This is a genomic window from Psychrobacillus sp. (assembly GCF_032154225.1).
GTDB lineage: Bacteria > Bacillota > Bacilli > Bacillales_A > Planococcaceae > Psychrobacillus.
This window is the reverse complement of sequence record NZ_JALDYF010000006.1, coordinates 83,306-95,786: the sequence shown is the minus strand read 5'-3', so window position 1 is coordinate 95,786 and position 12,481 is coordinate 83,306. Positions and strand designations below refer to the sequence as shown.

Here is a 12,481-nt window from a genome sequence, read left to right as displayed (position 1 = left end):
GTATAACTAAGATACAATCAATTAAATATTGTTTGTATGGGAAAGGACGTATGCATGATGATGCCCTTAGAAACTTTTTCATTATACGTCTTGTTATGTGTATTAGCTCCTCTAGTAGGAGCTTTTACACTTTCATTTGTTATGATTTTCGAGCGACAAATTGATAATCTCCAAAAAGAAGCTTCAAAATTAACATTAGAAAAAGAATTGCAAAATGCAAATTATGATCAATTAAATCAACAAATTCAACCGCATTTCTTTTTCAATACGCTCAATACGATGTTAAGTTTAGCACGCCTTGATCGAAAAGATGAGTTGATTAAAGGCTTGGAAGTTATGGCTAAATTTTTTAAGTTTAAATATATTTCGCACGCATCTTTGATTAAAGTTGAAGACGAATTATCTTATGTGAATAATTATTTGGAAATTCAAAGGCTACGGTTCGGAGAGCGACTCGAAGTAATAAAAACATTGGAAGAACAATGCGAAAAAGCCTTATTACCTCCATTTATCATTCAAACTATTGTAGAAAATGCATTTAAACACGGTTTTGAGAAAAACATTGGCCCAGCAACATTGAAAATAAATATTTATCATTCTGAGGGTTTTATTTATATTCAAGTTTGGAACACACATTTAATTGAACCGATACCCAAGAAACAAAACTATACTCCACAAGATGAGGGTTATGGAATTGTAAATATACAAAAACGATTAGAATTGTTGTTTCCTCAACAAGTAGCATCCCTTAATATGATACACATTGAAAATGAAACATTAGTAGAAGTGAAATTTCCACTTACCTATTTTTCAAATGGAAAGGAGGATGTACTTTGAATATTTTGCTAGTAGACGATGAAGCTTTAGAATTGGAGCAACTTGAATATATAATGAAAGGGCAATTTCCAAATTGGACTTTCTACAAAGCACAAGATGCATCGATTGCACTCCAAATAGCTGCAAAGATTAAAATTTCTTTAGCTTTTTTAGACATTCAAATGCCAGGTAAAAGCGGCTTGGAATTAGCTAAAGAACTAAAAAAACATTATGAAATGGATATTATAATGGTTACAGCATATCAATCGTTCGAATATGCCCAATCTTCTTTAAGGATTGGGGTAAATGATTATTTAACAAAGCCTATTGTTGAAAGTGAGCTATTGGAAATACTTAAAAAGTATAATAAATGGAGCTCACAAAATGATTCCATACAAGAAGTATTACGAATTATTCGTGAAGAATATCACGAAAAATTAAGTCTTAGTTTTGTGGCAAATCGTATACATTTAAATGCCACTTATTTGAGCCGTAAGTTTTTCGAAGAAGTTGGTATTGGATTTGCCGACTACTTAAATGCTTACCGTTTAGAAATTTCCAAAAAGTTATTATTAAAAAATAAAGAAATGAGCATGGCGGTCATTGCAGAAAAGACAGGATTCAATAGTCAGCACTATTTTAGTGCGATGTTTAAAAAGCAATTTAAGGTAACGCCCTCTGAGTATCGAATAAATCCTAGAAAAGCAGAAGGACCTATAGTATGAAAACGTATCGACACTATATTACAGGTTCTTTAGTTTTCGGTATTTCAACGGGAATGATTAGCCTTTTAGCGCGTTGGATAACAGGTAATGCATTGCTATCTTCGCCAGAGTCTCTTATAAAATATGGACTATTAGGGAGTATTGGATATTCCTTAGTTGGGGCATTATCCATATTCGGGTTTGGCGTATTAGCAACAAAAATTCGAGATAGATTTACTGACTTTGAAACAATCGGTGATTTATTCCAACATCGATTGAAAAAAGACGGTTATTGGATCATGACCTGTATCATTCTATTATTAGGGTTGGATTCTTTGTTCGTACAGGCTGTTGGAGCAGCTATATTATTCGATTTATTGTTTAATATTCCATTTACAGCATCTCTATTTTTCTTTCTTCTTTACTGTTTTGTTGTTGCAGGCTTAGGTGGTATGAAGTGGATACAACGTTTTGAAGGAGTTTCTGTTTTTTTTATCTTCGCTGCAATCATTTTCATTCCCCTGTATTTTTTCATACAAGAGGGTGCATTTTCCGTTTATGATGGTATTCGTTTATACCACCCTTATTTATTATTTGCTAAAAACCAAGAAACTTATTTTTTTATCATCACGTTTTTGTTAGTCAGTTTTGGACAAGTACTTACAGATCGGGCTACTTGGCAAAGAATTTATATAATTGAGCCCAAAAAGCTCCGCATTACTTTTTGGTCCACAGCTTTTGTTTTAGGTACCGTTCCAATCGCACTTTCTTCCATGTTAATGATTGTTATATTTGAAGGACCTTTTAGTGAAACATTTACGCTATTATTTCAACTAATCACTAAAATTGAACCTATTTTTCTTATAGTTATATTCTTCTTATTTTGCTTTGGTACTTTAACAACAACAATCCATGCAGAATTACACGCGACGACAATTCACTTTATCAAACACATTCGCCTACCTGTTGCACCTAGTATGACGGACAGGAAAATGAGAAGTGAATCCTATATTTTTTCTGGTCTTTTACTTTTATTACTGTTAATTGTTACTCATTTTATTTCATTTAGTTTGATAGATTTTCTTCTTTTCTTTGGACATCTTTACGCAGCTGTAATTCCTGTGATGTTAATCATCATTTTATCTAAACGTGAAATATCTAGAGTGTTACCTTACTCCGTGCTCATTGGCTGGCTCTTAAGTCTAACTTTATTTGCGGATTTAGCTCCTTTACAAACAATCTGGATAAGTTTTATTGTTTCTCTAACTATTTCAGTCTTATCCATGCTGTTCGCCAAAATAGAACTATCCCATACGAAATATAAATAAAACCGACCTAAATTTTTTAGGTCGGTTTTTTGTTAATCTGTAATCTCGATATCAGTAAGTGTTAAATATCCGATTGGATTTAACTTAATTCCATTGACTGAAGAATGATACACAGCTAAGTTTTCGTAGCTTCGGATTGGAACATATATGGCTTCATCTAGTTCCATTTGCTGTGTTTTTGCATAAATTTCTTTTCGTACATCTGAATTTTCTTCTTCGCGTGCTTGCTCAATTAGTTGGTCCACTGTTGAATTGGAGTAAAATTGAAAGTTCCCTGCTGATCCATGTGAGTTAGAATGAAATAGGTTATATTGGTTATAGTCTCCGTCACCTGTGGCATTTCCCCAACTACCGATAAAGAGATGCCCTTTTTGATTGGAAGCAGCTTCTACATAAGATCCGAATTCAAGTACTTGAATTTCTACTTCAATCCCTATGTCTTTTAATTGAGATTGTATAACCTCTGATAAACTTATTCTTTCAGCACGATCTGCTGTTAATAAAGTCAACTTGATTCCTTCCGGAAGAGCAGCTTCCTTTAATAATTCTTTTGCTTTATCTACATCATATGGTGCTGGTGTAAGTTTATCTGAGTATCCAAAAACCTTAGAACTCATCGTTGAGTTACTAAGTAGACCTACCTTATTGAATACACCAGATAAAATAGCTTCACGATCTAGTGCATAGCTAATTGCCTTTCTTAATAGAACATTGTCCATAGGAGCTTTCTGTACATTAAATCCTAAAAACTCAACTCCTAAGCCTTCATTTCGATATAGTTCTAGTGAGTTCGAAGCCTCTATTCGTTGTATTTCATTGACTGGAATTTGCTCCATTACATGAGCTTCTCCATTTTCAACCATCCCAAGACGAGTTGTATCTTCTGGTACTACTTTAAATTCAACTCCTGCTATTTTTGGTTCTTGTCCCCAATAGTTTTTATTTTTGGATAGTTTAACAACTTGACCTGATTTCCATTCCTCGAATACAAATGGGCCAGTTCCATTCGCATCTTTCTTTAATGATTCCGGGTCCTTCTCCAAAATAGTCGGGTTTAATATACTTCCCTCATTGCTTGCAAGTATAGATAATAAGGGAGCATAAGGCTTTAACAAATGAAATGTAACATGTTGGTCATCCTTTACTTCTACTTCCTTTATCATGCCAAGCTTAGCTGCTTGAGGGGAAGCAGTCTTTGGATCAAGCAAACGATCGAACGTTTTCTTTACTGCATCTGCATTAAACTTAGTACCATCATGAAATTCAACATCATCACGCAATGTAAACTCCCAAGTTAGTCCGTCTAGCTGTTTCCATTCCGTCGCTAGATGTGGTTGTGGCTCCATTTTATCATTAGGGATGACTAAAGTTTCATACACTTTTTCATATAAAACATTTGCTGTCGATACATCAACGATAAAATGTGGGTCTAAGTTTGTCACATCTGATTTCCGCGCAACAATTAACACTTTGTCCTCATTATTAGCGTCAGTTCCACTGTTAGAAGTTTCTCCTGTAGAACACGCTTGTAGCAATAAAATAATACTAACTATGACTATCATGTAGATCTTTTTCAAATCAACACTTCCCATCTCTTGATATTAAACAATCATAGTCTTTTCTGCGAGTCTGTTTTTTCAGAATATTATGTTCTTTTTGCGTTTTATTTACTTTATTTACAGAAGAAAAAACCTTAACCTATTTACTGGTTAAGGTTTTTTACATTTCGTATTCATTCACCAAACACATGCCGTTGCACCCAATCATCCGTTACCCCGACTTGATCTTCTACATCTTTCAACAAATCTATCGTAAAAGGATCGCCTTTCATAACAACTGTAGGCACAAATGTTGGATTCTCTACCATATATATTTGTTTTCCGTTAATCGTTTTTTTTGTAATCGTTATTTTAGCAATTCCACCTACATTTGTATTTTCCATCGTTTGCGCACTCAAAAAATTCCCTAATGAATAAAATACATGTGTTTGATGTCCAGTAGCAGTGGAAATCACTTCATAAGGCTGAACAACATGAGAATGGTGACCAAAAATAATATCTACCCCAGCATTCGCCATCATTTGAGCAAGCTCCTTTTGCTCACTATTCGGCTCTGTCTCGTACTCAACTCCCCAGTGCATACTTACAATAACTATATCTACTTTTGTTTTTAAATCCCGAATATCATTTGTTATTTTCACAGGATCTATGCGACTTACTAAATATTCTTTACCACTTGGCGTAGCATGACCGTTCGTCCCGTAAGTGTAACTAAGAAACCCAATAGATACATCCTTTAGATGGAAAACCCGGTCTGATTTTTGATCCTCGAACGATTCATATGCTCCAATATAAGGCATATCATATTTTTTTAACTGCTGGATGGCGGATAATATCCCCGCTTCTTTTTGATCCAATGTATGGTTATTTGCTATCGATAATAGATCTACTCCAACTTTTTGTAAGTCTCCAATAATATGCGGAGGACTAGAAAAACTCGGGTATCCAGATAAACCAAATTCCTTTCCAGTAGGTAAGGACTCTTGGTTTGCCAATAAAAGATCTAATGTTTCCAATTCTTTTCGAACTGGCTCGAAAGTAGGTAAAAAGCTTGCATAATTGTACAGCGGAAGATGCAATAAAATATCTCCAATCATCCCAACTTCTATTGTGTCTTCTTCAAAATCCACATGAAAGCTTGTCACTTGTTTCCCTTCAAACTTTTCATTAAAATCCTCGGTCCCGGACACTTGCACATTAAAATAAAGTAAGACAATAATAGCTGCGACCAACACTGGAAATAGAATTTTGATAACAAACACCTCCCTCCCACAATCATTTGCTTTTTTACGCGTGAATATACAAATGTAAGGCCTTTTTAAGTAATTATTTCACTGATCCTTCTGTTCCAATATTTCTTTTAGCACAACTGCTTGATTATGCTTCTCGTCCTTTGCTCCATATACTAGCGTCAAGACTTCTCCAGATTCAGGGGGATAAAGCAAAGATTATCTTTAGCAATCGCATTAATTCACGACCTACAAATAATACTACTAGATGAACCTACCGTTGGAATAGATTCTGCGTTAAGAAAGGATATTTGGGCAGAAATTTTTCATCTTAAGAATGAAGGAAAAACAATTTTAATTACAACCCATGTAATGGATGGAGCAGAAAAATACGACATGCTTGCTATGGTAAGAGATGGAGAAATTATTTCAAGCGACTCTCCTTTAGAACTAAGAAACTATTATAATATCGATAGGTTAGAAGAAGTATTTTTGAAAGCTAGAGGGGGAAATGATGAGAACAATCGCGTTAGTTAAGCGAATTTGTATTCAAATGGTACGTGACAAATGGAGTTTTGCACTCATGATGGTCACACCATTAGTTATTCTAACCCTTCTGCATTATTTGCTTGCTACAGATACAACCGTTCCTAGATTCCGTATACGCGGAGTGGAAGATGCTTAATAGAACAATTAAACAAAATGGACATTGTCACAATCCAATATGATTCACTACAAACAATCGATTCCGTCATCATCCATGATAAGCTAGATGGATTTTTGCAAATTAAAGAGGATACAATCCAATTAGCACTAACGAATAATGAACCTTCCACGTCTAAAATGTTACAAACGAAAATAGTTCAAGTTATATCTATTGAATCAAGAAAAGTTCAAGCTAGTAATATAACTAGTTTCATACAAGATATCCAAAGCAAGTTGCCAAATGCTCCTATAAAGCTAGATTCTATGAAAGCACCTGACATTCAGACTTCTTATATTTATGGTAGCAGCAAAACGACATTTTTTGATCAGTTAAGCCCTATTTTAGTTGGCTTCTTCGTTTTCTTTTTCGTTTTTCTTATTTCTGGAATTGGCTTACTTCGTGAACGAACTACTGGTACACTCGACCGATTAATGGCAACTCCTATTCAAAGACGAGATATAGTTTTTGGTTATTTAATCGGATACGGCTTGTTTGCTATCATCCAAACAATCATCGTTGTTTTTTACGCCGTAAAAGTTTTAGGCATTACGCTTGTCGGTTCTCTTTGGAACGTTATTCTCATCAATTTATTATTAGCATTAGTTGCACTATTACTTGGCATTTTATTGTCCGCTTTCGCAAACTCGGAACTTCAAATGATGCAATTTATCCCGATTGCTATTATTCCTCAGTAGTTTTGCATGTATCCTACCAATTCAAGGAATGCCAGAATGGATGCAATGGATTGCTAAATGCATACCGATGTACTACGGTGGGGGTGCATTTGTAGATGTGATGTATAAAGGCTTCGGACTAGATGCTCTTAAAAACGATCTCTTCGTGCTAATAGGATTTGCCTTTGTTTTTATTATATTAAATATATTTGCTTTGAAGAAATATCGTAAAATCTAATAAGGCTAAAAAAAAGAATGAGTAAATGCACTCATTCCTTTTATCTAATGGTAGATTTTCTATGCCTCAAATAAACAAAAAGAAATCCTCCCGCACTTAAAAAGCGCAGTGCAGAACTCATATTCAACGCATTCTCCATACCCCATAAATCCAAAAACCAAATCCCAACTTGAGGACCGATAAATGCAACAAAAGCTAATAACACATTATATGTCGTAATACAGTACGTACGAGATTGCTCTGGAGACTTCTCTAATAATAAATTAAATAAAATCAATACAGTTCCCGACAGGAAAAACCCTGCCGTCGTTTGAATCAGTGTTAAATAATATAAGTTAGTAGATATCGCAACTAAAAATGGCGTCGTTGCCATTCCAAACGCAGACCATACAAAAACACGCATATTTGAATACTTCTCCGCCCATTTTTTCCAAAGCGGAAACGTTAAAAATTGCATAAGCATACTGCCTACCGAGAACATACTAATCCAAAAAATCGTTGCCCCAGCTACTCGAACATTATATATATTGAATAATCCCCATGCGGTCTGCCAAGAAAAATTAAAAAATAAAGCTGCTGCTAAAAACCAAACGTAATTAGAGTTTTTAAAAATGTTCCAATCCATCGATTTCTTTTTTTCCCCGACACTCTCTATAGATACAACGTCTTCTTCATGCTTCATTAAAAAAAATACTTCCAATAACCCAAAGCCAAAAGCTATTGTAAAAAGAATTTGATACGCCAATACGCTTTCTGATGCATCTTTCATTAAAATGCCAATAAGCAACGTCGAAAAAAGCCCTACTATCATCAAAAAACGATTTCGATCGCTAAAAAACTGCCCTCTTCTTGACTCTACAATCATGCCACTTATAAGCGTTTGCCAGCCAATATTAGCAACCGTATTTGGTACGCTTATAAAAGCAATAATTACTAAAAAGGCCCATGATTGCATCGAATTCGACGGTAAATAAACAACGATAACCATCAATAAAAACATCAATCTTGCTAACAAAACAGACATTGCTACTAATTTCTTTTGAGCATTTGCTCGATTTAATAATATCGCCGCTGGAATCGTCATTAACAATGCAATTAGCGGCGGCAAAGAGCTGATTAACCCGACTTGATAGTTCGTTGCCCCTAATATCGTAATTGCGAAAATCGGAAAAAAGTTATTCGAAAAGTTAAGTGCGACAGTCGAAGCCATACCGTGAGAGATACTAATTTTTTCATTATAAGTTCTCATTCATTCAGCCCATTCTCAAGAAAATAAAGGATATGCTTGAATTATATACTTGCACCACTAGAAAACAAGTACTTCGGGACACAAAATTTATTGAAATATGCGAAAAAAAACTAAGCAAGATAATTCTCCTGCTTAGCTTTTTAATCTCTAGTTAAAAATTTTTAAAGAATAAACGAATAACATCGGCACCGCCAATAAATGTTCCTAAAGAGCCTACTAAATTTGTCAAAACTACTACAAGTAAAATACGCGTCACTTTGTTTTTCCAAAATCCTTTGATTGTAAAAACATCTTCAGAAAGTGTTTCAAAATCTCCAACACTTGGTCGTCGAACATATGCCTGTACGATCCCCGAAACCCAACCAGAAGCGATTAATGGATGCAATGCCGTAATCGGTGCAACCACAAATGCAGAAAGGATAGCAAGTGGATGTGCGAAAGCAATTGCTGCTCCAACTGCCGCCATAATACTGGTCCATAAAATCCAACTTAAAGCTTGATCGAAACCAGCAGTTGGATTTGACCAAAAAGTATAGATCATCACGGCAACAAGTAATGCTGGAATAGTCCATCCGAGAATTTTAGGTACGATTGATTTTGGTGGTATTTGATCCAAAGCTGCTAAATCTTGCTCCTTGTGAATTTCCTTTGTAATACCTGGTACATGTGCAGCCCCCAATACGGCAACCACCTTTTTCCCAGGAGCATCTTTAATTTTCTGAGCAAGATATTGATCTCGTTCATCGATTAAAGGAGTTTTTAGCTTTGGAAAGGATTCCGTGAATTCTGCGAGAACCGCGTTCAACGTATCCTGTGTTTTCATGTTCTCCAGCTCTTCTTCTGAAATCGTTTCTTTGCTAAAAATACTAAAAACTACTCCATTTAGAAGTTGTGCCTTTCCCATGAACCCTAAGTTACTCCAAATGCGAGAAAAGGTTATTTGGATATTCCGATCCGCAAGTACTAGTTCTGCACCAGTCTCTTTCGCACTTTCAATACCCTGAATCATTTCTTGACCTGGCTTAATATCAAATTGCTTCGCCATGCGGTTTTGAAACGAAGATATCGCTAAATTCATCAAAAGCAATGTTGCTTTCTTTTCTTTAATCACTTTAAAAATGTCTGTTTCTTTCCATTTGCTACCGTCCATAACAGATTGATACCTTTGTGCATCTAGTTCAATGCAAACAGAGTCTGGTCTTTCTGCTTCAATAACTTCTTTTACTTGCTCAGCACTTTGCCTTGATACATGTGCTGTACCGATTAATATCAATTCTTTACCATTTAAATGTAACCGTGTAATGTTATCCTCTGACATAAACGACTTCCTTCTCGGCATTTATTTCCCTACGTAATTACAATTCTAGCAATTGCAAAAGACTATATCAAATTTGATTTATTCACACAAAACAAAAGAGCCGCATATGCAGCTCTAAGTTTGTGAAAAACGTTTTTTAGAATATATATACGTTACTGCCAGTGCCAAAACTAACACCGATCCCTTAATAATATCAAATGCAAAATACGGTAAGTTCAAAATCGTTAAGCCGTTCAATAAAATACCGATTACCGCTGCTCCAAAAAAGGTGCCGATAGCATTTGGCTTCCCTGCTCCAAGAACCGAATAACCAACAAAAACAGCCGCTACCGCTTCCATCAATAAAGGAGCACCAGCATCAATTTGTCCCGAACCAACACGCGCAGTAAACAAAATACCCGCCATAGAAGCGAAAATTCCTGAAATAATATACGCTGCACATTTCACTTTACGAATATTTACTCCCGATAATGTAGCGGCCTCCGCGTTTCCGCCAGTCATATACAAGACACGACCCCAACGAGTGTGATGAAGTACAACATAAGCAAATAACACCATAACAAGCATTATCCATACAGGAATAGGCAAACCAAGCATTCTACCTTGTCCAATCCAAAGAAAAGCTTCGGATAATTGACCAGGAGCCGTACTACCTGAAGTAAGTGGCATATTATTATAAATTGAATAACCTTCTGTATATGTTCGATGGAAGCCAGCAACAATATACATTACACTTAATGTTGCGAGCAAATCAGGAATACCTATGACTACTATTAGAAAACTATTTAGTAACCCAACTAACGCTCCAATTAAAATAGGTAAAATTAAGACAAGCCAAAGTGGCATTTCGTACCAAACCATTAAAGAAGCTGTTACAACAGTTGATAGCGACATCGTTGAACCTACAGACAAGTCAAATCCTCCGACTACTAGCGTAAACGTAACTCCTAACGCCAAAAGTGTAACAATGGAAATAGAACGTAAAATATCTGTAAAGTTACTATATGTAAAAAAAGCTTCACTAATTGAACTAAAATATAAAATGATCACAAACAATAATGCAATTGCTCCATACTTAAACAAAAATTGAATACTGCGCTCTTTTAAATTATCCTTCTTTTCCACCGCTTGCATACAACAAAATCCTTTCTTGGGTCGCTTCTTCACGTGAAAACTCCTTCACGAACTGACCGTTATACATAACTAAAATACGATCGGAAATACCGATTGCTTCGTGAATTTCACTTGAAAAATAAAGACAGCCTTTTCCGCTCTCCGCTAGCTCACGAATAAGCTTAAAAATATCCGCTTTCGCACCAATATCCACACCTTTTGTCGGTTCATCAAATAAATAAACCTTTGAATCACGTGAAGTCCACTTACCAATTACTACTTTTTGCTGGTTCCCTCCACTTAGATGGACAAGTGGTGTTTCAGTACTATTTGCTTTTATTTGCAAACGCCCTATAATTTCCTTTGCGAAGCTTTTTTCCGCTTTTTTTTGCATAAATAAGAAGCTGGAAAACTTTTTTAAATTCGGAAAAGAAGCATTCGTTTGCAAAGATTCCAGTACGAACAATCCTTCTTTTCTACGTTCCTCTGGAATAAGTGCCATCCCTGCTCGTATGGCATCTTTCGGATGTTTCATATGTAGGCTGTTTCCGGAAAGACTGATCGTACCCTTTTTAAGTGGCTCTGCTCCAAATAAAGCTTTTGCTAGCTCTGTCTTCCCTGCTCCAACTAATCCCACAATGCCAACAATTTCTCCTTCTGAAACAGTAAACGTAAGATTTTTTAGTTTTTGATCATCTGATATTTCCTTTACATCGAGTAAGTTTTTTCCTATTTCCCAACTTCGATCAACTTGCTCATGATTAAAGGAAGCACCAAGCATTGCTTCAATAATTTTTTCTGCATCCGCATTTTCCGTCTGAAATGTTTGCACTAGTTTCCCATCACGCATAACAGTAATCCAGTCACTAATTTCAAACACTTCCGGTAATCTGTGAGAAATAAATATGCACCCAACCCCTTGAGCCTTTAATTTATTTATTACTGAAAATAATTTCGTCGATTCGTGAAGAGATAACGGCGCAGTCGGCTCGTCAAAAATAATAATCTTTGCTGAACTAACAAGTGCCCGTGCGATTAACACTAATTGCTTTTCTGCCAATGTAAGTTTAAAAGCTGGCTCTTGCACGTCAATTGTTTCTACTTGCAATTGCTTTAATGCTTTTCTTGCTTCTTCATACATTTTAGTCATAGAAACAAAGACATTTTTGCCCGTCGCAATTGTATCGAGCATTATATTTTCCGCTACGGACAGCTCTGAAACAATAGCTGTATCAACTTCTTGATACACACAATAAATTCCATGATCTTTTGCTGCTTTAGGTGAACGAAGTCGGATGTTTTTTCCATCCAATAAAATATCCCCTTCGTCTTGTTCATACACTCCTGATAAGATTTTTATAAGTGTACTTTTTCCTGCTCCATTTACACCAAGTAGCGCATGCACTTCACCTTTTGCTAGATGAAATTGTGCGTCTTCTAGTGCTTTCACATGTCCAAATGATTTTCGTATTGCATTCATCGAAAGAAAAGGACTATCCATACATATGCTCCTTTCTTAAAGAAAAGCTGCCCATTTGTAGGACAGC

10 protein-coding genes and 1 pseudogene are annotated in these 12,481 nt (G+C 35.6%); 5 read left to right on the top strand and 6 right to left on the bottom strand.

What is annotated here, in order from left to right:
* Positions 1-57 precede the first annotated feature (57 nt).
* The 3 genes from RUH95_RS10285 to RUH95_RS10275 are packed head-to-tail and all read left to right on the top strand — an operon-like array spanning position 58 to position 2,848.
* Positions 58-837, top strand: a complete 780-nt coding sequence (locus RUH95_RS10285; RefSeq protein ID WP_313892778.1) for a sensor histidine kinase — start codon at positions 58-60, stop codon at positions 835-837.
* Positions 834-1,541, top strand: coding sequence for a response regulator transcription factor (locus tag RUH95_RS10280; RefSeq protein WP_313892777.1), 708 nt, complete (start codon positions 834-836; stop codon positions 1,539-1,541). Before RUH95_RS10285 ends, RUH95_RS10280 begins: the two co-directional genes overlap by 4 nt.
* Positions 1,538-2,848, top strand: a complete 1,311-nt coding sequence (locus RUH95_RS10275; protein ID WP_313892776.1) for an SLC5/6 family protein — start codon at positions 1,538-1,540, stop codon at positions 2,846-2,848. The genes RUH95_RS10280 and RUH95_RS10275 overlap by 4 nt, the downstream gene beginning before the upstream one ends.
* A 32-nt stretch (positions 2,849-2,880) precedes the next feature.
* Here the strand turns inward: RUH95_RS10275 and RUH95_RS10270 are convergent, their stop codons facing one another.
* Together RUH95_RS10270 and RUH95_RS10265 are read right to left on the bottom strand one after the other, a co-directional pair.
* Positions 2,881-4,440 (bottom strand): glutathione ABC transporter substrate-binding protein, encoded by a 1,560-nt coding sequence (locus tag RUH95_RS10270; protein ID WP_313892775.1) that lies wholly within the window; start codon positions 4,438-4,440, stop codon positions 2,881-2,883.
* A gap of 140 nt (positions 4,441-4,580) precedes the next feature.
* On the bottom strand, positions 4,581-5,669 hold the full coding sequence (locus RUH95_RS10265; protein WP_313892774.1) for a CapA family protein: 1,089 nt from the start codon (positions 5,667-5,669) through the stop codon (positions 4,581-4,583).
* A gap of 478 nt (positions 5,670-6,147) precedes the next feature.
* On the opposite strand from RUH95_RS10265, the gene RUH95_RS10260 reads away from it, so the two are divergent.
* Together RUH95_RS10260 and RUH95_RS10255 are read left to right on the top strand one after the other, a co-directional pair.
* Complete coding sequence (locus RUH95_RS10260; protein ID WP_313892773.1) at positions 6,148-6,321, top strand: hypothetical protein; 174 nt, start codon at positions 6,148-6,150, stop codon at positions 6,319-6,321.
* 17 nt (positions 6,322-6,338) lie between these two features.
* Positions 6,339-7,254 (top strand): annotated as a pseudogene (locus RUH95_RS10255) (ABC transporter permease).
* Between the two features lie 40 nt (positions 7,255-7,294).
* Here RUH95_RS10255 and RUH95_RS10245 read toward each other — a convergent pair.
* The 4 genes from RUH95_RS10245 to RUH95_RS10230 form a co-directional block, all read right to left on the bottom strand.
* Positions 7,295-8,503 carry an MFS transporter gene (locus tag RUH95_RS10245; protein ID WP_313892770.1) on the bottom strand — a complete coding sequence of 403 codons (1,209 nt, stop codon included), beginning with the start codon at positions 8,501-8,503 and terminating at the stop codon, positions 7,295-7,297.
* A 151-nt stretch (positions 8,504-8,654) separates the two neighbouring features.
* Positions 8,655-9,821 (bottom strand): TraB/GumN family protein, encoded by a 1,167-nt coding sequence (locus tag RUH95_RS10240; protein WP_313892769.1) that lies wholly within the window; start codon positions 9,819-9,821, stop codon positions 8,655-8,657.
* Between the two features lie 114 nt (positions 9,822-9,935).
* A complete protein-coding gene (locus tag RUH95_RS10235) occupies positions 9,936-10,955 on the bottom strand; it encodes an ABC transporter permease (RefSeq protein WP_313892768.1) in 1,020 nt (339 codons plus the stop codon).
* A complete protein-coding gene (locus RUH95_RS10230; protein WP_313892767.1) occupies positions 10,930-12,435 on the bottom strand; it encodes a sugar ABC transporter ATP-binding protein in 1,506 nt (501 codons plus the stop codon). The genes RUH95_RS10235 and RUH95_RS10230 overlap by 26 nt, the downstream gene beginning before the upstream one ends.
* Between the last annotated feature and the right edge of the window lie 46 nt (positions 12,436-12,481).